The following is a 22,528-nucleotide window of genomic DNA, read 5'->3' as shown; positions in this document are numbered from 1 at the left end:
ATGAAAGTCAAGATCGGAACCATCAATTTCATGGGCGTGCGCAACGTTGCGTTCGCCGCCACCCTCGCCCTGACCCTGCTCGCGCTGTTCAGCTGGTTCACCAAGGGCATCAACTTCGGCCTGGACTTCACCGGCGGTACGCTGATCGAGCTGAACTACGAGCAGCCCGCCGACCTCGGCAAGGTGCGTGAGCAGCTGGTCGGGGCGGGCTACGGTGAAGCCGTGGTGCAGAGCTTCGGCGACACCCGCGACGTGCTGGTGCGCATGCCCAGCGAGGACCCGGAACTCGGCAAGAAGGTCGCCAGCGCCCTCCAGGCGGCCGATGCGCAGAACCCGGCCAGCCTGAAGCGGGTGGAGTACGTCGGTCCGCAGGTGGGTGAAGAGCTGCGTGACCAGGGTGGCCTGGGCATGCTGCTGGCCCTGGGCGGCATCCTGGTCTACGTCGGCTTCCGCTTCCAGTGGAAGTTCGCCGTGGGCGCCATCGTCTCGCTGGTGCACGACGTCATCGTCACCATGGGCATCCTGTCGTTCTTCCAGATCACCTTCGATCTCACCGTGCTGGCCTCGGTGCTGGCGATCATCGGCTACTCGCTGAACGACACCATCGTGGTGTTCGACCGTATCCGCGAGAACTTCCGGGTGCTGCGCAAGGCCAGCCTGATCGAGAACATCAACATCTCGACCTCGCAGACCCTGCTGCGGACCATGGCGACCTCGATCTCTACCCTGCTGGCGATCGTCGCGCTGCTGTTCTTCGCCGGCGACAACCTGTTCGGCTTCTCCATCGCGCTGTTCGTCGGCGTGCTGGCGGGCACCTACTCGTCGATCTACATCGCCAACGTGGTGCTGATCTGGCTGAAGCTGGCTCCCGAGGATCTGATTCCGCCGCAGACCAAGGAAGTCGACGAGCGTCCCTGACGCCCTCCGCTTTCAGCTATCAACAGGACTCCCGCTTCGGCGGGAGTTTCTGTTTCTGGGCATTTTCAGACGAGAAATATGGAACTTTCCGACGCCTTTTTCACTCCAAGGCCAGGAATAGGGCGAGGTCCCGAATCAAGTCAGGAGGTTCATGTGAACAAGTCGATGCTCATCGGTACCGTGCTGGGCGCAATAGGTGTCACGGCGGGTGGCGCGGTCGCCACCTACAGCCTGGTCGACCGTGCTCCCGCCTACGCCGAGGTGCTCGCTGTGCAGCCGGTCAAGGAGACCATCAAGACCCCGCGCGAGGTGTGCAAGGACGTCACCGTCACTCACCAGCGCCCGGTGAAGGACCAGCACCAGATCGCCGGTACGGCGATCGGCGCCATCGCTGGCGGCCTGCTGGGCAACCAGATCGGCGGCGGCACCGGCAAGAAGATCGCCACCGTGGCGGGCGCCGTCGGCGGCGGTTATGCGGGCAACAAGGTGCAGGAGGGCATGCAGCAGCGTGATACCTACACCACCACCGAGACCCGCTGCAGCACGGTTCACGATACCAGCGAGAAAGTCGTCGGCTACGACGTGAAGTACCTGCTGGACGGCAAGGCCGGCCAGGTGCGCATGGATCACGATCCGGGCGCGCAGATCCCGGTGCGGGACGGCCAGCTGGTGCTGCTCGATCCGCAGCAGCGTCCGATGGAATGATCTTTTCCGCAGGCAAAAAGAAACCCGGCCAAGGCCGGGTTTCTTTTTGCGCGGTCGCCTCAGCGCTTCAGCGACGGCGGCAGGTGCGGCTGGATGCTGGTCAGCAGCGCCTTGAAGCACTTGGTGTTGCCGGCCACGATGTGGCCCTTTTCGAGGAATTCATGGCTGCCGGTGAAGTCGCTCACCAGGCCGCCGGCTTCCTGCACCAGCAGGGCGCCCGCCGCCATGTCCCATTCGGACAGGCCGAACTCCCAGAAGGCATCGAAGCGGCCCGCGGCGACGTAGGCCAGGTCCAGGCTGGCGGCGCCGGCGCGGCGGATGCCGGCGGTCTGGCCGACCAGCGAGCGGAACATGCCGAGGTAGGCGTCGAGGTTGTCCATCTGCCCGTCGCGGAACGGGAAGCCGGTGCCGAGCAGCGCGCCTTCCAGGCTCTTGCGGTTGCTCACGCGCAGGCGGCGGCCGTTGAGGGCGGCGCCACGGCCGCGGCTGGCGGTGAATTCTTCCTGGCGCACCGGGTCGAGCACCACGGCATGTTCCAGGCGGCCCTTGTACTTGCAGGCGATGCTGATCGCGAAGTGCGGAACGCCGTGGATAAAGTTGGTGGTGCCGTCCAGCGGATCGATGATCCACAGGTAGTCGGCGCCTTCTCCGGAGCCCTCCAGCAGGCCGCCTTCCTCGCCCATGATGCCGTGGTTCGGGTAGGCCTTGCGCAGCGCGCTGACGATGTGCAGTTCGGCGGCGCGGTCGACTTCGGTGACGTAGTCTTTGGCGTCTTTCTCGTTGACCGAGAGGCTGTCCAGGCGTTCGATGGAACGGAAGATCAGTTCACCCGCGCTGCGGGCGGCGCGCAGGGCGATGTTCAGCATAGGCTGCATGGAGAGTTCACCTGGGTCGTTAAAGAAAGCCGGCCATTCTAGCAGAAAAGTGCGTCACGGGTGAGGCGGCCCGTCGCTTGCGTGGCGCAAGACCGACTGCTGCGGTAGGATTCCGTTCCTTTTTCGCTTTACGTGGAGAGCGCTGGCGTTGCTCGACAGAATTCGTGTGGTGCTGGTCAATACCAGCCATCCCGGCAATATCGGCGGCGCGGCCCGTGCGATGAAGAACATGGGCTTGTCGCGCCTGGTGCTGGTGGAGCCGGAGGATTTCCCCAGCAGCGAGGCGGTTGCCCGCGCTTCGGGGGCGACCGACATCCTCGACTCGGCGCAGGTGGTGCCGACCCTTGAGGAAGCGCTGACGGGCTGCAGCCTGGTGCTCGGCACCAGTGCGCGGGACCGGCGCATTCCCTGGCCGCTGCTCGATCCGCGCGAGTGCGCGACCACCACCCTGCAGCATGCGGAGCAGGGCGGCGAGGTGGCGCTGGTGTTCGGTCGCGAGTACGCCGGCCTGACCAACGAGGAATTGCAGCGTTGCCAGTACCATGTGCATATCCCGGCGAACCCGGAGTTCAGCTCGCTGAACCTGGCGACCGCGGTGCAGGTGCTGGCCTACGAGGTGCGCATGGCCTGGCTGGCCGCCGAGGGGCAGCCGACCAAGGTGGAGAAGCTGGAAACCACCGCCATGCTCAACAGCCAGCCGGCCACGGCCGACGAGCTGGAGCTGTACTACGAGCATCTGGAAAGGACGCTGGTGGACATCGGCTTCCTCGACCCGGAGAAGCCGCGACATCTGATGTCCCGTCTGCGACGCCTGTATGGGCGCAGCGGCATCAGCAAGCTGGAGATGAATATCCTGCGCGGTATCCTTACCGAAACGCAGAAAGTTGCACGTGGTGTGTCCTACAAGCGGAGTGATGAAGATGTTTGAGCGTGTGCGCGAAGATATCCAGAGCGTATTCCATCGCGACCCGGCAGCGCGCAATGCCTTCGAGGTGCTCACCTGCTATCCGGGCCTGCATGCGGTGTGGCTGCACCGCCTGGCCCATCTGCTGTGGACCTCCGGCTGGAAATGGCTGGCGCGCCTGGTGTCCAACTTCGGCCGCTGGCTGACCGGCATCGAGATCCACCCGGGCGCGAAGATCGGCCGGCGGTTCTTCATCGACCACGGCATGGGCATCGTCATCGGCGAGACCGCGGAGATCGGCAACGACGTCACCCTCTACCAGGGCGTGACCCTCGGCGGCACCAGCTGGAACAAGGGCAAGCGCCACCCGACCCTGGACGACGGGGTGGTGGTCGGCGCCGGCGCCAAGGTGCTCGGCCCGTTCACCGTGGGCGCGGGCGCCAAGGTCGGCTCGAACGCCGTGGTGACCAAGGAAGTTCCCCCGGGGGCGACCGTGGTCGGCATTCCGGGACGCATCATCATGAAGGCCGACGACGAGCTGCAGGCCAAGCGCCAGGCCATGGCCGAGAAGATCGGCTTCGACGCCTACGGCGTGACCGAGGACATGCCCGACCCGGTGGCGCGTGCCATCGGTCAGTTGCTCGACCACCTGCAGGCCGTCGACGGGCGCCTGGAAGACATGGGCAAGGCCCTGTCCACCCTGGGCTGCGGCTATTCCGCCAAGGAGCTTCCGGCGCTGCGCGACGAGGACTTCGCCGGCGTCAAGGATGCCGAGGACAAGGCGGCGCAGTGATGCGCCGCCCGGCGCGGTCTGCTAGAATCCCGCGCCGTTCGTGGGCTGGCTAATTCCGAGTATTTTGATAGGTCTTATAGTTGACTTAAATAGTCGGGAAAAGTGATACTTGCGCCAGTCCAGCGATTTTCTCGGGAATTCCCCATGCGATTGACCACCAAAGGCCGCTATGCCGTAACCGCCATGCTCGATCTGGCGTTGCATGCTCAGCGCGGCCCGGTATCTCTTGCGGATATCTCGGAGCGCCAGGGCATCTCCCTTTCCTATCTCGAGCAGCTGTTCGCCAAATTGCGCCGTGGCAATCTGGTCGTCAGCGTTCGCGGACCGGGAGGTGGCTACCAGCTTTCCCGTGACATGGCCGTCATCCACGTCGCCCAGGTGATCGATGCGGTCAACGAGTCGGTCGACGCAACGCGCTGCCAGGGGCAGGGCGATTGCCATTCGGGCGACACCTGCCTGACGCACCACCTGTGGTGCGATCTCAGCCAGCAGATTCATGAGTTCCTCAGCGGCATCAGCCTCGCCGACCTGGTCGAGCGCCGTGAGGTCCAAGAGGTCGCCCAGCGCCAGGACGAGCGCCGCTGTTCCAGCAAGACGCCACGCCTCGACAAGATAGAAGCGTCCGCCATCGATTGAGCGAACGCCAGCCTGTAGGAGTTACCTGATGAAATTGCCGATTTACCTCGACTACTCCGCCACGACCCCGGTGGATCCGCGTGTCGCTCAGAAAATGGCTGACTGCCTGCTGGTGGACGGCAATTTCGGCAACCCGGCCTCGCGTTCCCACGTGTTCGGCTGGAAGGCCGAGGAAGCGGTGGAAAACGCCCGCCGCCAGGTCGCCGAACTGGTTAATGCCGATCCGCGCGAGATCGTCTGGACCTCCGGCGCCACCGAGTCCGACAACCTGGCGATCAAGGGTGTCGCGCACTTCTACGCCGGCAAGGGCAAGCACATCGTCACCTCGAAGATCGAGCACAAGGCGGTGCTGGACACCTGCCGCCAGCTCGAGCGCGAAGGCTTCGAAGTGACCTATCTCGACCCGACCGAAGACGGCCTGATCACTCCGGCCCAGGTCGAGGCCGCGCTGCGTGACGACACCATCCTGGTTTCGGTCATGCACGTGAACAACGAGATCGGCACCGTCAACGACATCGCTGCCATCGGCGAGCTGACCCGCTCCCGCGGCATCCTGTTCCACGTCGACGCTGCCCAGTCCACCGGCAAGGTGGACATCGACCTGGAGAAGCTCAAGGTCGACCTGATGTCCTTCTCCGCCCACAAGACCTACGGTCCCAAGGGCATCGGCGCGCTCTACGTGCGTCGCAAGCCGCGCGTCCGCCTCGAGGCGCAGACCCACGGCGGTGGCCATGAGCGCGGCATGCGTTCGGGCACCCTGGCGACCCACCAGATCGTCGGCATGGGCGAGGCATTCCGCATCGCCAAGGAAGAAATGCACCAGGAAAACCAGCGCATCCTCGCCCTGCGCGACCGCTTCTACGAGCAGATCCAGGGCCTGGAAGAGCTGTACGTGAACGGCAGCCTGACCGCCCGCGTGCCGCACAACCTGAACGTCAGCTTCAACTACGTCGAAGGCGAGTCGCTGATCATGGCCCTGAAGGACCTCGCGGTCTCTTCCGGTTCGGCCTGCACCTCCGCCTCCCTCGAGCCGTCCTACGTCCTGCGCGCCCTGGGCCGCAACGACGAACTGGCGCACAGCTCCATCCGCTTCACCTTCGGTCGCTTCACCACCGAAGAAGAAGTCGACTATGCCGCCGACAAGGTGGTCAATGCCGTTTCCAAGCTGCGCGAACTGTCGCCGCTGTGGGATATGTTCAAAGAGGGTGTCGACCTGTCCAAGGTCGAATGGCAGGCACACTGACCCGCCCCGCGAAGTGAGGATTAGCCATGTCGTACAGTGAAAAGGTCATCGACCACTACGAAAACCCGCGCAACGTCGGCAAGCTCGACGCCGAGGACCCGAATGTCGGCACCGGCATGGTCGGCGCGCCGGCCTGCGGCGATGTCATGCGCCTGCAGATCAAGGTCAACGAACAGGGCGTGATCGAAGACGCCAAGTTCAAGACCTACGGCTGCGGTTCCGCGATCGCCTCCAGTTCCCTCGCCACCGAGTGGATGAAGGGCAAGACCCTGGACGAGGCGGAGTCGATCAAGAACACCACCATCGCCGAAGAGCTGGCCCTGCCGCCGGTGAAAATCCACTGCTCGGTACTCGCCGAGGACGCCATCAAGGCGGCCGTGCGCGATTACAAGCAGAAGAAAGGCCTGCTTTAAGCCGTTCCGACGACCAAGGAGTTCCCATGGCCATCAGCATGACCGAAGCCGCCGCCACTCATGTTCGCCGTTCCCTCGAGGGGCGCGGCAAGGGTGAGGGCATCCGTCTTGGCGTGCGCACCACCGGTTGTTCCGGTCTTGCCTACGTCCTCGAGTTCGTCGACGAGCTGGCGCCGGAAGACCTGGTCTACGAGAGCCATGGCGTGAAGGTCATCATCGACCCGAAGAGCCTGGTCTACCTCGACGGCACGGAGTTGGACTTCACCAAGGAAGGCCTCAACGAGGGCTTCAAGTTCAACAACCCGAACGTGCGTGGCGAGTGTGGCTGCGGCGAAAGCTTCAACGTCTGAGGCCGCGCGTGGGCAAACCCTGTCATTTCGCGCTGTTCGACCTCAAGCCGGACTTTCGCATAGACCTCGAACAGCTGGCCGGTCGCTACCGGGAACTGGTGCGCAGCGTCCATCCGGACCGCTTCGCCGATGCTTCCGAGCGTGAGCAGCGCCTGGCGCTGGAAAACGCCGCACAGCTGAACGAGGCCTACCAGACGCTGAAGAGCGCCCCGCGCCGGGCGCTCTATCTGCTGACCCTGCAGGGTCACGCCCTGCCGCTGGAAGCCACGGTGCAGGACCCGGAGTTCCTCCTGCAGCAGATGGAGCTGCGCGAGGAGCTGGAAGACCTGCAGGACAGCGCCGACCTGGCTGGCGTGGCGACCTTCAAGCGCCACCTGAAGAGCGCTCAGCAGCGACTGGACGAAGCCTTCGCCGATTGCTGGAACGATGCGGATCGCCGTGCGGAGGCAGAGCGCCTGGTGCGGCGGATGCAGTTTCTCGACAAGCTGGCGCAGGAAGTGCGCCAGCTCGAAGAGCGACTCGACGATTAATCCGCGCGGCCCCGTGTCGCGCGCTTCATAGTTAGAAAAGCATGGCCCTACTGCAGATCGCCGAACCCGGACAGAGCCCCCAGCCGCACCAGCGTCGTCTGGCCGTGGGGATCGACCTGGGCACCACCAATTCGCTGGTCGCTGCCGTGCGCAGCGGCGTCGCCGAACCCCTGCCCGACGAACAGGGCCGCGTGATCCTGCCGTCCGCGGTGCGCTACCTCGCCGATCATGTGGAGGTCGGCGACGCGGTGAAGCAGAACGCAGCCGAAGACCCGCTGAACTCCATCATCTCGGTCAAGCGCCTGATGGGGCGCGGCCTGGAGGATGTGAAGCAGCTCGGCGGGCAACTGCCGTACCGCTTCAGCCAGGGCGAATCGCACATGCCGTTCATCGAGACCGTCCAGGGCGCCAAGAGCCCGGTGGAAGTCTCGGCGGAAATCCTCCGCACCCTGCGCCAGCGCGCCGAGCAGACGCTCGGCGGCGATCTGGTCGGTGCGGTGATCACGGTTCCGGCCTATTTCGACGACGCCCAGCGCCAGGCCACCAAGGACGCCGCACGTCTCGCCGGCCTGCACGTGCTGCGCCTGCTCAACGAGCCGACCGCCGCGGCGGTCGCCTACGGCCTGGACAACAACGCCGAAGGCGTGGTCGCCATCTATGACCTGGGCGGCGGCACCTTCGACATCTCCATCCTGCGCCTGACCCGCGGCGTGTTCGAAGTGCTCGCCACCGGCGGCGACACCGCCCTCGGCGGCGACGATTTCGACCATGCCATCGCCGGCTGGATCATCCAGCAGGCCGGTCTCTCCGACGATCTCGACCCGGGCGCCCAGCGCCAGCTGCTGCAGGTCGCCTGCGCGGCCAAGGAAGCGCTGACCGATGCGGCGCAGGTCGATGTGACCCATGCCGGCTGGACCGGCGAACTCACTCGCGAGGCCTTCGAGGCGCTGATCGAGCCGATGGTGGCGCGCAGCCTGAAGACCTGCCGCCGTGCGTTGCGCGATTCCGCCGTCGAGCAGGAGGAAGTCACTGCTGTGGTCATGGTCGGCGGCTCCACCCGCGTGCCGCGCGTGCGCCAGGCGGTGGGCGAGCTGTTCGGCCTGACGCCGCTGACCGACATCGATCCCGACCAGGTGGTGGCCATCGGCGCCGCCATCCAGGCCGACACCCTGGCCGGCAACAAGCGCGGCGACGGCGAGGAGCTGCTGCTGCTCGACGTGATCCCGCTGTCCCTCGGTCTCGAGACCATGGGCGGCCTGATGGAGAAGGTGATCCCGCGCAACACCACCATCCCGGTGGCGCGCGCCCAGGACTTCACCACCTACAAGGATGGCCAGACGGCCATGATGATCCACGTGCTGCAGGGTGAGCGCGAGCTGGTCAAGGACTGCCGTTCCCTGGCGCGCTTCGAGCTGCGCGGCATTCCGCCGATGGTGGCGGGTGCGGCGAAGATCCGCGTCAGCTTCCAGGTGGATGCCGACGGCCTGCTTGGCGTGTCCGCCCGCGAGCTGGGTTCCGGCGTCGAGGCGAGCATCCAGGTCAAGCCGTCCTACGGCCTGACCGACGGCGAGATCGCCCGCATGCTGCAGGACTCCTTCCAGTACGCCGGCGACGACATGGCCGCCCGCGCGCTGCGCGAGCAGCAGGTCGAGGCCGAGCGTCTGCTCGAGGCGGTGCAGTCGGCCCTGGATGCCGACGGCGAGCGCCTGCTCGACGCCGAGGAGCGCGAGGTCATCGACGCGAACATGCAAACCCTGCGCGAACTGGCTGCCGGCAACGATACCGCGGCCATCGAAATGCAGATCAAGCGTCTGTCCCAGGTGACCGACGCCTTCGCCGCGCGACGGATGGATGCCACCGTCAAGGCCGCGCTCGCGGGCCGCCGGCTCAACGAAATCGAGGAATAAGCGAAGATGCCGCAGATCGTTTTTCTGCCGAACGCCGAGCACTGCCCCGAGGGCGCGGTGATCGAGGCCCAGCCGGGCGAAACCATCATGAAGGCGGCGCTGCGCAACGGCATCGAGATCGAACACGCCTGCGAGATGTCCTGCGCCTGCACCACCTGCCACGTGATCGTGCGCGAGGGCTTCAATTCGATGGAGTCTTCCGACGAACTGGAAGACGACATGCTGGACAAGGCCTGGGGGCTGGAGCCGGAATCCCGCCTGTCCTGCCAGGCGGTGGTCGGCGACGAGGATCTGGTGGTGGAAATCCCCAAATACACCATCAACCAGGTTTCCGAGGGCCATTGATCATGAGCCTGAAATGGACCGATGTTCTGGAAATCGCCATCCAGCTCGCCGAAAGCAAGCCGGAAGTCGATCCGCACTACGTCAACTTCGTCGATCTGCACAACTGGGTGCTCCAACTGCCGGAATTCAGCGACGATCCGCAGCGCGGCGGGGAGAAAGTCCTGGAAGCCATCCAGGCCGCCTGGATCGAAGAGCTGGACTGACCTCCGGCGATGCGCGCCGTGCGCCGTGCGCGCGTACCCATTTGTGATTAACCCGCGTATAATTCGCGGGTTTTATCTTTAGGTGAGTCCTGCAGGAGTCCAGCGTTCCTGCACGGCCCGTCAGCCCCCGGCTCCTTCCGGAGCCGGGCCCGCGCCGGACTGCGGTGCGGTTACCCCTGTATCTCGGGAGCTCCTGGCCTTGCCAGGGGCTTCCTGGCTTTACCAACCTTGCTTTCTGGAGTTGTTTCCATGGCCCTGCAACGTACCTTCTCCATCATCAAACCCGACGCCGTCGCCAAGAACGTCATCGGCGAAATCCTGACCCGTTTCGAGAAGGCCGGCCTGCGCGTCGTCGCTTCCAAGATGGTCCAGCTGTCCGCGCGCGAAGCCGGTGGCTTCTACGCCGAGCACAAGGAGCGCCCCTTCTTCAAGGATCTGGTCGCCTTCATGACCTCCGGCCCGGTCGTCCTGCAGGTTCTGGAAGGTGAAGACGCCATCGCCCGCAACCGCGAGCTGATGGGCGCCACCGATCCGAAGAAAGCCGACGCCGGCACCATCCGCGCCGACTTCGCCGTTTCCATCGACGAGAACGCTGTGCACGGTTCCGACTCGGAAGCTTCCGCTGCCCGCGAAATCGCCTACTTCTTCTCCAGCACCGAGGTGTGCGAGCGCATTCGCTGATAAGTGAATGGGCGAGGGTGAATCCATGACTGATACCGCTGTAAAGGCCAACCTGCTGGGCATGACCAAGCCCCAGCTCGAGGAATTCTTCGAGTCCATCGGTGAAAAGCGCTTCCGCGCCGGCCAGGTGATGCAATGGATTCACCACTTTGGCGCCGAGGACTTCGACGCCATGACCAATGTCGGCAAGGCCTTGCGCGAAAAGCTCAAGGCCTGTGCCGAGATTCGCGGTCCCGAGATCGTCAGCCAGGACATTTCCTCCGACGGCACCCGCAAGTGGGTGGTGCGCGTGGCGTCCGGCAGCTGCGTCGAGACCGTGTACATCCCGCAGGCCGGGCGCGGCACCCTGTGCGTATCGTCGCAGGCCGGCTGCGCGCTGGATTGCAGCTTCTGCTCCACCGGCAAGCAGGGCTTCAACAGCGACCTGACCTCCGCCGAGATCATCGGCCAAGTGTGGATCGCCAACAAATCCTTCGGGACCGTCCCGGGCAAGATCGACCGTGCCATCACCAACGTGGTGATGATGGGCATGGGCGAGCCGCTGCTGAACTTCGACAACGTCGTGACCGCCATGAGCATCATGATGGAAGACTTCGGCTACGGCATTTCCAAGCGCAAGGTGACCCTGTCCACCTCCGGCGTGGCGCCGATGATCGACAAGCTCGGCGAGGTGACCGACGTGTCCCTGGCGCTGTCGCTGCACGCGCCGAACGACGAACTGCGCAACAAGCTGGTGCCGATCAACAAGAAGTACCCGCTGTCCGTCCTTCTCGACGCCTGCTACCGCTACATCACGCGGCTCGGCAAGGAGCGCGTGCTCACCGTCGAGTACACCCTGCTCAAGGACGTCAACGACCAGCCCGAGCATGCCACCCAGCTGATCGAGCTGCTGCGCGACTTCCCCTGCAAGATCAACCTGATCCCGTTCAACCCCTTCCCGCATTCGGGGTACGAGCGGCCGAGCAACAATGCGATCCGGCGCTTCCAGGACATGCTGCACAAGGGCGGTTTCAACGTCACCGTGCGCACCACCCGTGGCGAGGACATCGACGCCGCCTGCGGGCAACTGGTCGGCCAGGTCATGGACCGCACCCGCCGCAGCGAGCGCTACATCGCCGTTCGCCAGTTGGCTGCCGAAGCCGAACCGGTGCCGGGCACTGCCAATCGAAACTGATCGAGGGAGGATTCCGATGACCTTGCGCGCCGCGCTGCTTTTCCTGTTGGCCTCCGTGCTGACGGCCTGCGTGACGACCGGCAAACCGGAACCCCTCAAGACCGAGAAGGGTCGCGCCGAGGCGCGCGACGCCTATATCCAGCTGGGCATCGGCTACCTGCAGATGGGCAATACCGAGCAGGCCAAGGTCCCGCTGCGCCAGGCGCTGGAGATCGATTCGTCCAGCGCGGATGCCCATGCCGCCCTGGCGCTGGTCTACCAGTCGGAAATGGAACCGAAGATGGCCGAGACCGAGTATCGCAAGGCGCTTTCCTCGCGCTCCGGCGATGCGCGGATTCTCAACAACTACGGCAGCTTCCTGTTCGAACAGAAGCGCTACCAGGATGCCTACGATACCTACCTGAAGGCCACGGAAGACGGCCTCTATCCCGAACGTTCGCGGATTTTCGAGAACCTGGGGCTGGTCAGCCTGAGGCTGAACCGTCCGGCGGAAGCCAAGCAGTTCTTCGAGAAATCCCTGCGCCTGAACCGCAACCAGCCCGCGGCGCTGCTGGAAATGGCCGATCTGTCCTACCAGGATCGCGAGTACGTGCCGGCCCGGGGTTACTACCAGGAATTCCTCCGCCAGGGTGGGCAGAATGCCCGCAGCCTGCTGCTGGGGATTCGTCTAGCGAAAGTCTTTGATGATCGGGACACGGCCGCCAGTTACGGACTGCAACTGAAGCGCCTGTATCCCGCGTCTCCCGAATATCAGGCATACCAGGCAGAAAAATGATGATGACGTCGCAGCCCGAAGGCATTGCAGCGACCCGCGCCAACCCAGGTGAAATGCTGCGGCAGGCGCGCGAGAGCAAGGGGTGGTCGTCCGCCCAGGTAGCGGGCCAGCTGAACCTGACCGAGACCTCGCTGCGCCATCTCGAAGAAGGCGCGTTCGACCGGCTTCCCGGGCACACCTTCGCCCGCGGTTACGTGCGTGCCTATGCCAAGCTGCTGGGCATGGACCAGGCGCAACTGGTCCAGGCATTCGACCAGTACACCGGGACCGATGCCACCGGCAGCACGGTGCACAGCCTCGGCCGGGTGTCCGAGCCGGTGCGGCTGTCGCGCAACCTGCTGCGGATCTTCAGCCTGTTGCTGCTCGCCCTGCTGATCGGCATCGGCTACTTCCTCTGGCAGGAACGCACCGACCGGGTCGCCGAGACCAACAGCCTGACCATGGAGCACGTCGAGGTCGAAAGCGCCGACGGCACCACGGAAATCCATACCCTGGACGAGCCGGAAGACCAGGCGGTCGCCGAAGACCAGGCCAGCGCGCCGCAGCCGGTCGTCTCCGCCGAGACGGAGATGGCGCAGCCCGAAGCCCGGGCCGATGCCCCTGCCGCCGCCGACAGCGCCACTCCGCCCGCCGAGGCCGCCATCGCGCCGGCTCCGGCCGCGACCAGCCCGGCCGCTCCCGTGGTGGGCGCGCCCGTGCCGATCCAGCCGGCCAGCCCCGCGGCTCCGGTCCAGGCTCCGGTGGAAAGTGTCGCCGCGCCGCAGGTGCCGGCCGAATCCGCGCCGGTCGTGGCGCCGGAAGGACAGGCCGTGGTCAAGGTGCAGTTCACCGCTGATTGCTGGACCCAGATCACCGACGCCAACGGCAAGGTGCTGGTCAGCGCCCTGAAACGCAAGGGCGACTCCCTGGAACTCGCCGGCAAGCCGCCGCTGGAACTGCGCCTGGGCTTCGCCCGTGGCGCCCAGGTCAGCTACAACGGCCAGCCGGTCAATGTGACGGCTTCCCGTGGCGAAACCGCACGCCTGAAACTGGGTGGACAGTAATATGCATTGCGCTTCCCCGATTATCCGCCGCCCCTCCCGCAAGATCTGGGTCGGCAACGTGCCGGTGGGCGGTGACGCGCCCATCGCCGTGCAGAGCATGACCAACACGGACACCCTGGACGTGGCCGCCACCGTCGCGCAGATCCGCCGCCTGGAAGACGCCGGCGCCGACATCGTCCGCGTCTCCGTGCCGGACATGGACGCCGCCGAGGCGTTCGGCAGGATCAAGCAGCAGGTGAAGGTGCCGCTGGTCGCCGATATCCACTTCGACTACAAGATCGCCCTGCGCGTCGCCGAACTGGGCGTCGACTGCCTGCGCATCAACCCGGGCAACATCGGCCGCGAGGACCGCGTCAAGGCGGTGGTCGATGCCGCCCGCGACAAGAACATCCCGATCCGCATCGGCGTCAACGCCGGCTCGCTGGAGAAGGACCTGCAGAAGAAGTACGGCGAGCCGACCCCGGAAGCGCTGCTGGAATCGGCCATGCGCCATGTCGATCATCTCGACAAGCTGGACTTCCAGAACTTCAAGGTCAGCGTGAAGGCCTCCGACGTGTTCATGGCGGTCGCCGCCTATCGCCTGCTGGCGAAGGAGATCGAGCAGCCGCTGCACCTGGGCATCACCGAGGCCGGCGGCCTGCGTTCGGGCACCGTGAAGTCGGCGGTCGGCCTGGGCATGCTGCTGGCCGAGGGCATCGGCGACACCATCCGCATTTCCCTGGCCGCCGATCCGGTCGAGGAGATCAAGGTCGGCTTCGACATCCTCAAGTCTCTGCACCTGCGCTCCCGCGGCATCAACTTCATCGCCTGCCCGAGCTGCTCGCGGCAGAACTTCGACGTGGTCAAGACCATGAACGAGCTGGAAGGCCGCCTGGAGGACCTGCTGGTGCCGCTGGACGTGGCCGTCATCGGCTGCGTGGTCAACGGCCCGGGCGAAGCCAAGGAGGCGCACATCGGCCTCACCGGCGGCACGCCGAACAACCTGGTCTACATCGACGGCAAGCCGGCGCAGAAGCTGCAAAACGAAAACCTGGTGGATGAGCTGGAACGGCTGATCCGCGAGAAAGCGGCCGAAAAGGCCGAAGCCGACGCAGCGCTGATCGCGCGCGGCTGAACGCATTTCAAGGACATCAAGTGAGCAAGTCCCTGCAAGCCATCCGTGGCATGAACGACATCCTGCCGGAACAGACCCCGGCCTGGCGCTATCTGGAACGTACCTTCGCCGATCTGCTGGACGGCTATGGCTACAGCGAGATCCGCCTGCCGATCCTGGAGTTCACCGAACTCTTCGCCCGCGGCATCGGTGAAGGCACCGACGTGGTCGACAAGGAGATGTACACCTTCCCCGACCGCAACGGCGAATCCCTGACCATGCGTCCCGAGGGTACCGCGGGCTGCGTGCGCGCCGTGCTCGAGCACGGTCTGACCGGCGGCGGCCAGGTGCAGAAGCTGTGGTATACCGGCCCGATGTTCCGCTACGAGAAGCCGCAGAAGGGCCGTTACCGCCAGTTCCACCAGATCGGCGTGGAAGTCTTCAACCTGCCCGGACCGGACATCGACGCCGAGCTGATCATCCTCACCTGGCGCCTGTGGCAGAAGCTCGGCATGGCCGACGCGGTGACCCTGCAGCTCAACACCCTCGGCTCCAGCGAGGCCCGCGCGCGCTATCGCGAGGCGCTGGTGGCCTACCTGCAGGAGCGCTTCGAGCAGCTCGACGAGGACAGCCAGCGGCGCATGACCACCAACCCGCTGCGCATCCTCGACAGCAAGGTGGAAAGCACCCAGGCGCTGCTGGCCGACGCGCCGACCCTGCACGACTACCTCGACGAGGAGTCGATCGCCCACTTCGAGGGCCTGAAGGCGCGCCTGGACGCGGTCGGCCTGCGCTACGAGATCAACCAGAAGCTGGTGCGCGGCCTCGACTACTACTGCCGCACCGCCTTCGAGTGGGTCACCGACAAGCTCGGCGCCCAGGGCACAGTCTGCGGCGGTGGCCGCTACGACGGCCTGGTCAGCCAGTTCGGCGGCAAGCCGACCCCGGGCGTGGGCTTCGCCATGGGCGTGGAGCGCCTGGTGCTGCTGCTGGAGACCCTGGGCGTGGTGCCCGCCGAACTGAACCGTCCGGCCGACCTCTACATCTGCGCCTTCGGCGAGCCGGCCGAACTGGCCGCCCTGACCCTGGCCGAGCGCCTGCGTGACGAGATTCCGGGGCTGCGCCTGCTGGTGAACGCCGGTGGCGGCAGCTTCAAGAGCCAGTTCAAGAAGGCCGACAAGAGCGGTGCGCAGTTCGCCCTCATCCTGGGTGACGACGAACTGACCAACCGCGTGATAGGTTGCAAGCCGCTGCGCAGCGACGGCGAGCAGCAGACCATTGCCTGGGATGCTCTGTCCGAGCACCTGAAGGCCCGCCTCGTGCGGGCTTGAAAACAGACCGAATAGGAGTATTGGGGTGACTTCGCGTACCGAAGAAGAACAACTGGCGGACATCAAGGACTGGTGGCAGCGCAACGGCATGCCCCTGCTCACCGGCGCGGCGCTGGCCCTGGTGGTGGTGTTCGGCTGGCAGGCCTGGAAGAAGTACCAGACCAACCAGGCGCAGGGCGCCTCGATCCTCTACCAGCAACTGCTGGAGACTGCCCTGAACCCGTCCGGCCAGCCGGATACCGCCAGGGTCGCGGAACTGGCCGGCAAGCTGACCAGCGAATATGCCGGCAGCGCCTATTCCCAGTACGGCCGCCTGTTCGTCGCCAAGGTGGCGGTGGACAGCGGCAAGCTCGACGACGCGGTGCTGGAACTCAGGACCATCATCGACAAGCCGGTGGACGCCACCCTCGGCGAGCTGGCGCTTCAGCGCCTGGCGCGCGTGCTGGCGGCCCAGGGCAAGGTCGAGGAAGGCCTCAAACTGCTCGACGGCGAGGCCGAAAAGGCCTTCGTCGCTACCCGCGAGGAAGTCCGCGGCGACCTGCTGGTGCAGCTCAAGCGCACCGACGAGGCGCGCGCGGCCTACGAGAAGGCCAAGGCCGCACTGCCGGAAGACGCCGCGCTGGGCGCCCTGCAGATCAAGCTCGACGATCTGGCCAAGGGAGAAGCCTGACATGCTGCGCTGGAAACATGTCGCGCTGCTGGCGCTGACCGTGCTGGCCGTGGGTTGCAGCAGCAACTCGAAGAAGGAGCTGCCGCCGGCCGAGCTTACCGACATCAATGAAGAAGTCCGCCTGGACAAGCAGTGGAGCCGCTCGGTCGGCGACGGCCAGGGTGACCTGTACAACCTGCTGGAACCATCGGTGGACGGCTCGGCGATCTACGCCGCTTCCGCCGAAGGCCGGGTAATGGCCATGCAGCGCGAAACCGGCGACGTGCTGTGGAAGCAGGACCTCGACCTGCCGGTTTCCGGTGGTGTCGGCGCCGGTCACGGCCTGGTGCTGATCGGCACCCTGCGCGGCGACGTCATCGCTCTCGACGAAACCAGCGGCGAACAGAAATGGCGCGCCCGGGTGAGCAGCGAGGTGCTGTCGGCGCCGGTCACCGATGGCGACGTGGTGCTGGTGCAGACCCAGGACGACAAGCTGATCGCCTTCGACGCCGCCAGCGGCAACCAGCGCTGGATCTACGAAGGCAGCGTGCCGGTGCTGACCCTGCGCGGCACCGGCGCGCCGCTGATCGCCGGACGCCTGGCCGTGGCCGGGCTGGCCAGCGGCAAGGTGGTCGCGGTGGATCTGCAGCGCGGCCTGCCGGTATGGGAGCAGCGCGTGGCGATTCCCCAGGGCCGTTCCGAACTGGAGCGCGTGGTGGACATCGACGGTGGCCTGCTGCTGGTCGACAACGTCCTCTACGTCACCACCTACCAGGGCCGCGCGGCTGCGCTGGACCTGAACAGTGGCCGTGCGCTGTGGCAGCGCGAGGCGTCCAGCTACGTCGGCGTCGCCGAAGGCTTCGGCAACGTCTACCTCAGCCAGGCCAGCGGCACCGTGGAAGGCCTCGATGCGCGCGGCGCCTCGTCGCTGTGGAGCAACGACGCGCTGGCCCGCCGCCAGCTGTCCGCTCCGGCGATCCTGTCGAGCAATGTGGTGGTCGGCGACGTGGAAGGCTACGTGCACCTGCTCAGCCAGGTGGATGGTCGCTTCGTCGGCCGCGAGAAGGTCGATGGCGACGGCGTGCGCGTGCGCCCGCTGGTGGTCGGCAACTGGATGTACGTGTTCGGCAACAGCGGCAAGCTGGTCGCCTACACGATTCGCTAAGCTGTGTGTTGCACGCCGGCCGCTGCCCTCACACGGTAGCGGCCGTCGCGTTTTCTGAAATTCTGAAATTTTCTGGAGAGCCGCATGGTTCCCGTAATAGCCCTGGTGGGCCGCCCGAACGTCGGCAAGTCCACCCTGTTCAACCGCCTGACCAGGACCCGCGACGCCATCGTGGCGGAGTACGCCGGTCTGACCCGCGATCGCCAGTACGGCGAGGCCAAGTGGCAGGGCAAGAAATTCATCGTCATCGACACCGGGGGTATCTCCGGCGATGAGGAAGGCATCGACGCGAAGATGGCCGAGCAGTCGCTGCAGGCCATCGAAGAGGCCGATGCGGTGCTGTTCATGGTCGACTCGCGCGCCGGCATGACCGCCGCCGACCAGATGATCGCCGAGCACCTGCGCAAGCGGAACAAGCGCAGCTTCCTGGTGGCGAACAAGGTCGACACGGTAGACCCGGACCTCGCCCGCGCCGAGTTCAGCCCGCTGGGCCTGGGCGACGCGCTGCCGATCGCCGCGGCCCACGGCCGCGGCATCACCCAGATGCTCCAGGAAGCCCTGGGCGACCTGTTCGTCCCCGAGCCCGAGGCGCCGGAAGACAACGACCTGCCGGACGAGCTGGAAGAAGTTGCCGAAGGCCAGGAAGCCAAGCGCATCCCTGGCCCGAGCGAGAAGGACGGCATCAAGATCGCCATCATCGGCCGCCCCAACGTCGGCAAGTCGACCCTGGTCAACCGCATGCTCGGCGAGGAGCGGGTGATCGTCTATGACCAGGCCGGCACTACCCGCGACAGCATCTACATCCCCTTCGAGCGCAACGAGGAGAAGTACACCCTGATCGACACCGCCGGCGTGCGTCGTCGCGGCAAGATCTTCGAGGCCGTGGAAAAGTTCTCGGTGGTGAAGACGCTGCAGGCGATCCAGGACGCCAACGTGGTGATCTTCGTCATGGACGCCCGCGAAGGCGTGGTCGAGCACGACCTCAACCTGCTCGGCTTCGTGCTGGAAACCGGCCGCGCGCTGGTGATCGCGCTGAACAAGTGGGACGGCATGGATTCGGGCGAGCGCGAGTACGTGAAGACCGAGCTGGAGCGCCGCCTGCTGTTCGTCGATTTCGCCGACATCCACTTCATCTCCGCGCTGCACGGCACCGGCGTCGGCCACCTGTACAAGTCGGTGCAGGAGTCGTTCCGCTCCGCCGTGACCCGCTGGCCGACCAGCAAGCTCACGCAGATCCTCGAGGACGCGGTGCAGGTGCACCAGCCGCCTATGGTCAACGGCCGCCGCATCAAGCTGCGCTATGCCCACCTCGGCGGCGCCAACCCGCCGCTGATCGTGATCCACGGCAACCAGGTGGACGCGGTGCCCAAGGCCTACACGCGCTACCTGGAGAAGACCTACCGGCGCGTGCTGAAGCTGGTCGGCACGCCGATCCGCATCGAGTACAAGGGCGGCGACAACCCGTTCGAAGGCAAGAAGACCCAGCTCACCGAACGCCAGGTCAACAAGAAGCGCCGGCTCATGTCGCACCACAAGAAGGCCGAGAAGAAGAAAAAAGACAAGCGCTGAAAAGCGAAAAGCCGAAAAGCCGAAAAGAGCGCTGGAGGCTGGAAAGCTGGACGAGCAGGAATTCTCCGGCGCTCGATACTTCGTCCAGCCTCAAGCCTCCAGCGCTCTTGATCGGCTTTTGACAAGGGATCGGCTATCCTCGCTGCTCGCGTCAGTCAGCAGGAGCGCCGTATGCTCGCCAGCAAGTTGCCGAATGTCGGCACCACCATCTTCACCCGCATGTCCCAGCTCGCCGCCGAGTGCGGTGCGCTCAACCTGTCCCAGGGTTTCCCCGACTTCGACGGCCCGCTCGCGTTGCGCGAGGCGATCGGCCGGCACGTCATGCAGGGGCATAACCAGTACGCGCCGATGACCGGCCTGCCGGCGCTGCGCGAGCAGGTGGCGGCCAAGGTTGCCGATTTCTACGGCCGAAAGGTCAGCGCCGACAGCGAAGTGACCATCACCCCCGGCGCCACCGAGGCGATCTTCTGCGCGGTGCAGGCGGTGATCCGCCCCGGCGACGAGGCCATCGTCCTCGATCCCTGCTACGACAGCTACGAGCCCTCGGTGGAACTGGCCGGCGGCCGCTGCGTGCATGTGCCGCTGAACCTGCCGGACTTCCGCATCGACTGGCAGCGCCTCGCCGACGCCATCACCCCGCGCACCCGCCTGGTCTTCCTCAACAGCCCGCACAACCCCAGCGGCGCGCTGATCGACCGCGCCGACCTGGATCGCCTGGCTGCGCTGATCCGCGACCGCGAGATCTACGTGATCAGCGACGAGGTCTACGAGCACCTGATCTACGACGGTGTGCAGCATGACAGCGTGCTGGCCCACGAGGAGCTGTACCAGCGCGCCTTCGTGGTCAGCTCGTTCGGCAAGACCTACCACGTCACCGGCTGGAAGACCGGCTACGTGGTGGCGCCGCCGGCGCTGTCCGCCGAACTGCGCAAGATCCACCAGTACGTGAATTTCTGCGGCGTCACCCCGCTGCAGTGGGCGCTGGCCGACTTCATGGCCGCGCATCCCGAGCACCTGCGCGAACTGCCGGGCTTCTACCAGTCCAAGCGCGACCTGTTCTGCGACCTGCTGGCCGGTTCGCGCTTCAGCTTCACCCGCGCCGCCGGCACCTACTTCCAGCTGGTCGACTACTCGGCGATCCGTCCCGACCTCGACGACGTGGCCATGGCCGAATGGCTGACCCGCGAGCACGGCGTGGCGGCGATCCCGGTCTCGGTGTTCTACCAGCAGGCGCCGGCCGACATGCGCCTGGTGCGCTTCTGCTTCGCCAAACGAGAGGAGACGCTGCGTCAGGCGGCGGAAAAACTATGCGCGATCTGAGCCAGTTGCCTGACCTCAAGCTCGCCCTGGTGCAGACCACCCTGGCCTGGCATGACGCCGAGGCCAACCGCGCGCGCTTCGCCGGACTGCTGGAGCAGGCGCGCGGTGCGGACCTGGTGATCCTGCCGGAGATGTTCACCACCGGCTTCTCCATGGATTCGGAGAGCCTCTGCGAGCCGGAGGAGGGCGCCACCTACGCCTGGCTGCGCGAGCAGGCGGCGCGACTGGACGCGGTGGTCACCGGCAGCGTGATCGTCCGCGCCGCCGACGGCAGCCACCGCAACCGCCTGCTGTGGGCGCGCCCGGACGGCGAAATCCTGCACTACGACAAGCGCCACCTGTTCCGCATGGCCGGTGAGCACAAGCACTACACGCCGGGCGAGCATCAGGTGCTGCTGGAGTGGAAAGGCTGGCGGATTCGCCCGCTGGTCTGCTACGACCTGCGCTTCCCGGTGTGGAGCCGCGACGCCCAGGACACCGACCTGCTGCTCTACACCGCCAACTGGCCGGCGGCGCGCCGCCTGCACTGGAACCGCCTGCTGCCGGCCCGCGCCATCGAGAACCTGTGCTACGTCGCGGCGGTGAACCGCGTGGGTCAGGATGGCAAGGGCCATGCCTATTCCGGCGACAGCCAGGTGCTGGACTTCCAGGGCGATGCGCTGCTGGAGGCGGGGGAGGGCGATGGGGTGTTCCATGTCAGCCTGTCGGCCGCGGCGCTGGCGGCCTATCGGGCGCGCTTCCCGGCGAATCTGGATGCGGATCGGTTCGAGCTGAAGCCCTGATCCAGGGTCGCGGGCATGGCCCGCTCCTACACCCTGAGCTTGGAGTTCCTGTAGGAGCGGGCCATGCCCGCGACCAACGAATGCGCCCTACCCGGAGCGGTCCGCTCCTCAATAGGCGCTGGCCGAATCCAGCCGCCTGATCGAATCCTCGTCCAGCTTCAGCCGCGTGGCGCCGATCAGGTCCGGCAACTGCTCCAGATTCGACGCGCTGGCGATCGGCGCGGTGATGCCCGGGCGGGCGATCAGCCAGGCCAGGGCGACCTGGGCGGGCGTCACGTCGTACTGCTCCGCCACCTCGTCCAGCGCGGCGAGGATGATCACGCCGCGGTCGTTCAGATAACCCTTCACCTTGTCGGCGCGCGCCGGGCTCCTTTCCAGGTCGGTCTGCTCGCGGTACTTGCCGCTGAGGAAGCCGCCGGCCAGGGAGTAGTAGGGAATCACGCCCATGCCGAGTTCGCGCACCGTCGGTTCCAGGCGGGTTTCGTAGTCGGCGCGGTCGTAGAGGTTGTAGTTCGGCTGCAGGCTCTGGTAGCTCGGCAGGTTGAGGCGCTCACACAGGGCGTGGGCCTCGCGCAGGCGCCGCGCGTCGTGGTTGGAGGCGCCGATGGCGCGGACCTTGCCCTTCTCGATCAGCCGGGCGTAGGCGCCCAGGGTTTCCTCCAGCGCGGTATGGGTGTCGTCGCTGTGCGACTGGTAGAGGTCGATATGGTCGGTCTGCAGGCGCTTCAGCGAGGCTTCCACGGCCTGTTCGATATAGGCGGCGGAGAGCCCCTTGTGGCCGCCGCCCATGTCCATGCCGACCTTGGTGGCGATGATCACCCGGTCGCGCTTGCCGGTCTTCCGCAGCCACTTGCCGATGATGGTTTCCGACTCGCCGCCGGTATGCGGCGGCAGCCAGCGCGCGTAGACGTCCGCGGTGTCGATGCAGTTCAGGCCGGCGTCCAGCAGCGCGTCGAGCAGGCGGAAGGACGTGGCCTCGTCCGCCGTCCAGCCGAACACGTTGCCACCGAACACCAGCGGCGGAATCTTCAGGCCCGATTGGCCGAGCTCGCGTAGGATCACCTGTCTTTCTCCCATCTTTGGATTGCACAGCCCATCCAGCATAGACGGGCGGGAGAGGGGAG

General features: G+C 65.9%; 25 protein-coding genes. 23 read left to right on the top strand and 2 right to left on the bottom strand.

Annotation, left to right across the window (positions count from 1 at the left end):
• Entirely contained in the window at positions 1 to 918 is a 918-nt protein-coding gene (gene secF, locus BLR75_RS25535; protein WP_084315059.1) for a protein translocase subunit SecF, read from the top strand.
• Positions 919 to 1,071: 153 nt separating this feature from the next.
• Positions 1,072 to 1,623 (top strand): glycine zipper 2TM domain-containing protein, encoded by a 552-nt coding sequence (locus BLR75_RS25530; RefSeq protein WP_084315060.1) that lies wholly within the window; start codon positions 1,072 to 1,074, stop codon positions 1,621 to 1,623.
• Positions 1,624 to 1,682: 59 nt separating this feature from the next.
• Here the strand turns inward: BLR75_RS25530 and suhB are convergent, their stop codons facing one another.
• Entirely contained in the window at positions 1,683 to 2,498 is an 816-nt protein-coding gene (gene suhB / locus BLR75_RS25525) for a type III secretion system regulator SuhB (RefSeq protein ID WP_084315061.1), read from the bottom strand.
• A gap of 148 nt (positions 2,499 to 2,646) precedes the next feature.
• Between suhB and trmJ the strand changes: the two genes are divergently transcribed.
• The 21 genes from trmJ to BLR75_RS25420 all read left to right on the top strand — a co-directional run bounded on the left by trmJ (position 2,647) and on the right by BLR75_RS25420 (position 21,404).
• Positions 2,647 to 3,426 (top strand): tRNA (cytosine(32)/uridine(32)-2'-O)-methyltransferase TrmJ, encoded by a 780-nt coding sequence (gene trmJ, locus BLR75_RS25520; protein WP_084315062.1) that lies wholly within the window; start codon positions 2,647 to 2,649, stop codon positions 3,424 to 3,426.
• On the top strand, positions 3,419 to 4,195 hold the full coding sequence (gene cysE, locus BLR75_RS25515) for a serine O-acetyltransferase (RefSeq protein WP_084315063.1): 777 nt from the start codon (positions 3,419 to 3,421) through the stop codon (positions 4,193 to 4,195). Before trmJ ends, cysE begins: the two co-directional genes overlap by 8 nt.
• Before the next feature lie 144 nt (positions 4,196 to 4,339).
• Complete coding sequence (iscR, locus tag BLR75_RS25510; RefSeq protein ID WP_084315064.1) at positions 4,340 to 4,831, top strand: Fe-S cluster assembly transcriptional regulator IscR; 492 nt, start codon at positions 4,340 to 4,342, stop codon at positions 4,829 to 4,831.
• 28 nt (positions 4,832 to 4,859) lie between these two features.
• Positions 4,860 to 6,074, top strand: coding sequence for an IscS subfamily cysteine desulfurase (locus BLR75_RS25505; RefSeq protein WP_084315065.1), 1,215 nt, complete (start codon positions 4,860 to 4,862; stop codon positions 6,072 to 6,074).
• 26 nt (positions 6,075 to 6,100) lie between these two features.
• Positions 6,101 to 6,487 carry a Fe-S cluster assembly scaffold IscU gene (gene iscU / locus BLR75_RS25500; protein ID WP_084315066.1) on the top strand — a complete coding sequence of 129 codons (387 nt, stop codon included), beginning with the start codon at positions 6,101 to 6,103 and terminating at the stop codon, positions 6,485 to 6,487.
• A 26-nt stretch (positions 6,488 to 6,513) separates the two neighbouring features.
• Positions 6,514 to 6,837 carry an iron-sulfur cluster assembly protein IscA gene (iscA, locus tag BLR75_RS25495; protein WP_084315067.1) on the top strand — a complete coding sequence of 108 codons (324 nt, stop codon included), beginning with the start codon at positions 6,514 to 6,516 and terminating at the stop codon, positions 6,835 to 6,837.
• An 8-nt stretch (positions 6,838 to 6,845) separates the two neighbouring features.
• Positions 6,846 to 7,367, top strand: coding sequence for a co-chaperone HscB (hscB, locus tag BLR75_RS25490; protein ID WP_084315068.1), 522 nt, complete (start codon positions 6,846 to 6,848; stop codon positions 7,365 to 7,367).
• 41 nt (positions 7,368 to 7,408) lie between these two features.
• Positions 7,409 to 9,274: a Fe-S protein assembly chaperone HscA gene (hscA, locus tag BLR75_RS25485; RefSeq protein ID WP_084315069.1), complete on the top strand. Its 1,866-nt coding sequence runs from the start codon at positions 7,409 to 7,411 to the stop codon at positions 9,272 to 9,274.
• A gap of 6 nt (positions 9,275 to 9,280) precedes the next feature.
• On the top strand, positions 9,281 to 9,619 hold the full coding sequence (gene fdx, locus BLR75_RS25480) for an ISC system 2Fe-2S type ferredoxin (protein WP_084315070.1): 339 nt from the start codon (positions 9,281 to 9,283) through the stop codon (positions 9,617 to 9,619).
• Positions 9,620 to 9,621: 2 nt separating this feature from the next.
• Positions 9,622 to 9,822 carry a Fe-S cluster assembly protein IscX gene (iscX, locus tag BLR75_RS25475; protein ID WP_084315071.1) on the top strand — a complete coding sequence of 67 codons (201 nt, stop codon included), beginning with the start codon at positions 9,622 to 9,624 and terminating at the stop codon, positions 9,820 to 9,822.
• 249 nt (positions 9,823 to 10,071) lie between these two features.
• The gene (gene ndk / locus BLR75_RS25470) at positions 10,072 to 10,503 is read left to right on the top strand and encodes a nucleoside-diphosphate kinase (protein WP_084315072.1); all 432 of its coding nucleotides are present in this window, start codon (positions 10,072 to 10,074) and stop codon (positions 10,501 to 10,503) included.
• 25 nt (positions 10,504 to 10,528) lie between these two features.
• Positions 10,529 to 11,677 (top strand): dual-specificity RNA methyltransferase RlmN, encoded by a 1,149-nt coding sequence (gene rlmN, locus BLR75_RS25465; RefSeq protein WP_084315119.1) that lies wholly within the window; start codon positions 10,529 to 10,531, stop codon positions 11,675 to 11,677.
• 16 nt (positions 11,678 to 11,693) lie between these two features.
• Positions 11,694 to 12,452 (top strand): type IV pilus biogenesis/stability protein PilW, encoded by a 759-nt coding sequence (gene pilW / locus BLR75_RS25460; RefSeq protein WP_084315073.1) that lies wholly within the window; start codon positions 11,694 to 11,696, stop codon positions 12,450 to 12,452.
• Positions 12,449 to 13,495: a RodZ domain-containing protein gene (locus tag BLR75_RS25455; RefSeq protein WP_084315074.1), complete on the top strand. Its 1,047-nt coding sequence runs from the start codon at positions 12,449 to 12,451 to the stop codon at positions 13,493 to 13,495. The genes pilW and BLR75_RS25455 overlap by 4 nt, the downstream gene beginning before the upstream one ends.
• Before the next feature lies 1 nt (position 13,496).
• Positions 13,497 to 14,609, top strand: a complete 1,113-nt coding sequence (gene ispG / locus BLR75_RS25450) for a flavodoxin-dependent (E)-4-hydroxy-3-methylbut-2-enyl-diphosphate synthase (RefSeq protein WP_084315075.1) — start codon at positions 13,497 to 13,499, stop codon at positions 14,607 to 14,609.
• Between the two features lie 20 nt (positions 14,610 to 14,629).
• Positions 14,630 to 15,919, top strand: a complete 1,290-nt coding sequence (gene hisS, locus BLR75_RS25445; RefSeq protein WP_084315076.1) for a histidine--tRNA ligase — start codon at positions 14,630 to 14,632, stop codon at positions 15,917 to 15,919.
• Positions 15,920 to 15,944: 25 nt separating this feature from the next.
• Complete coding sequence (locus tag BLR75_RS25440; RefSeq protein WP_084315077.1) at positions 15,945 to 16,589, top strand: YfgM family protein; 645 nt, start codon at positions 15,945 to 15,947, stop codon at positions 16,587 to 16,589.
• A 1-nt stretch (position 16,590) separates the two neighbouring features.
• Positions 16,591 to 17,733 (top strand): outer membrane protein assembly factor BamB, encoded by a 1,143-nt coding sequence (bamB, locus tag BLR75_RS25435; protein WP_084315078.1) that lies wholly within the window; start codon positions 16,591 to 16,593, stop codon positions 17,731 to 17,733.
• Between the two features lie 84 nt (positions 17,734 to 17,817).
• Positions 17,818 to 19,302 (top strand): ribosome biogenesis GTPase Der, encoded by a 1,485-nt coding sequence (gene der / locus BLR75_RS25430; protein WP_084315079.1) that lies wholly within the window; start codon positions 17,818 to 17,820, stop codon positions 19,300 to 19,302.
• A gap of 171 nt (positions 19,303 to 19,473) precedes the next feature.
• The gene (locus tag BLR75_RS25425) at positions 19,474 to 20,622 is read left to right on the top strand and encodes a pyridoxal phosphate-dependent aminotransferase (protein ID WP_084315080.1); all 1,149 of its coding nucleotides are present in this window, start codon (positions 19,474 to 19,476) and stop codon (positions 20,620 to 20,622) included.
• Entirely contained in the window at positions 20,610 to 21,404 is a 795-nt protein-coding gene (locus BLR75_RS25420) for an amidohydrolase (protein ID WP_084315081.1), read from the top strand. The genes BLR75_RS25425 and BLR75_RS25420 overlap by 13 nt, the downstream gene beginning before the upstream one ends.
• A gap of 108 nt (positions 21,405 to 21,512) precedes the next feature.
• Here the strand turns inward: BLR75_RS25420 and BLR75_RS25415 are convergent, their stop codons facing one another.
• On the bottom strand, positions 21,513 to 22,466 hold the full coding sequence (locus tag BLR75_RS25415; RefSeq protein WP_090416172.1) for an aldo/keto reductase: 954 nt from the start codon (positions 22,464 to 22,466) through the stop codon (positions 21,513 to 21,515).
• Positions 22,467 to 22,528: the final 62 nt, after the last annotated feature.

Source organism: Pseudomonas jinjuensis (genome assembly GCF_900103845.1).
In the GTDB taxonomy this organism is placed as follows: domain Bacteria; phylum Pseudomonadota; class Gammaproteobacteria; order Pseudomonadales; family Pseudomonadaceae; genus Pseudomonas; species Pseudomonas jinjuensis.
This window is presented reverse-complemented; position numbering and strand designations above follow the sequence as displayed.

Bases quoted from the DNA above. Each gene is read 5' to 3' on its own strand.
- BLR75_RS25425 (WP_084315080.1), top strand. From the start codon at position 19,474: ATGCTCGCCAGCAAGTTGCCGAATGTCGGCACCACCATCTTCACCCGC.
- iscR (WP_084315064.1), top strand. From the start codon at position 4,340: ATGCGATTGACCACCAAAGGCCGCTATGCCGTAACCGCCATGCTCGAT.
- BLR75_RS25505 (WP_084315065.1), top strand. From the start codon at position 4,860: ATGAAATTGCCGATTTACCTCGACTACTCCGCCACGACCCCGGTGGAT.
- pilW (WP_084315073.1), top strand. From the start codon at position 11,694: ATGACCTTGCGCGCCGCGCTGCTTTTCCTGTTGGCCTCCGTGCTGACG.
- fdx (WP_084315070.1), top strand. From the start codon at position 9,281: ATGCCGCAGATCGTTTTTCTGCCGAACGCCGAGCACTGCCCCGAGGGC.
- bamB (WP_084315078.1), top strand. From the start codon at position 16,591: ATGCTGCGCTGGAAACATGTCGCGCTGCTGGCGCTGACCGTGCTGGCC.
- iscX (WP_084315071.1), top strand. From the start codon at position 9,622: ATGAGCCTGAAATGGACCGATGTTCTGGAAATCGCCATCCAGCTCGCC.
- iscA (WP_084315067.1), top strand. From the start codon at position 6,514: ATGGCCATCAGCATGACCGAAGCCGCCGCCACTCATGTTCGCCGTTCC.
- hscA (WP_084315069.1), top strand. From the start codon at position 7,409: ATGGCCCTACTGCAGATCGCCGAACCCGGACAGAGCCCCCAGCCGCAC.
- der (WP_084315079.1), top strand. From the start codon at position 17,818: ATGGTTCCCGTAATAGCCCTGGTGGGCCGCCCGAACGTCGGCAAGTCC.
- ispG (WP_084315075.1), top strand. From the start codon at position 13,497: ATGCATTGCGCTTCCCCGATTATCCGCCGCCCCTCCCGCAAGATCTGG.
- secF (WP_084315059.1), top strand. From the start codon at position 1: ATGAAAGTCAAGATCGGAACCATCAATTTCATGGGCGTGCGCAACGTT.
- rlmN (WP_084315119.1), top strand. From the start codon at position 10,529: ATGACTGATACCGCTGTAAAGGCCAACCTGCTGGGCATGACCAAGCCC.
- BLR75_RS25420 (WP_084315081.1), top strand. From the start codon at position 20,610: ATGCGCGATCTGAGCCAGTTGCCTGACCTCAAGCTCGCCCTGGTGCAG.
- cysE (WP_084315063.1), top strand. From the start codon at position 3,419: ATGTTTGAGCGTGTGCGCGAAGATATCCAGAGCGTATTCCATCGCGAC.
- iscU (WP_084315066.1), top strand. From the start codon at position 6,101: ATGTCGTACAGTGAAAAGGTCATCGACCACTACGAAAACCCGCGCAAC.
- BLR75_RS25455 (WP_084315074.1), top strand. From the start codon at position 12,449: ATGATGATGACGTCGCAGCCCGAAGGCATTGCAGCGACCCGCGCCAAC.
- suhB (WP_084315061.1), bottom strand. From the start codon at position 2,498: ATGCAGCCTATGCTGAACATCGCCCTGCGCGCCGCCCGCAGCGCGGGT.
- ndk (WP_084315072.1), top strand. From the start codon at position 10,072: ATGGCCCTGCAACGTACCTTCTCCATCATCAAACCCGACGCCGTCGCC.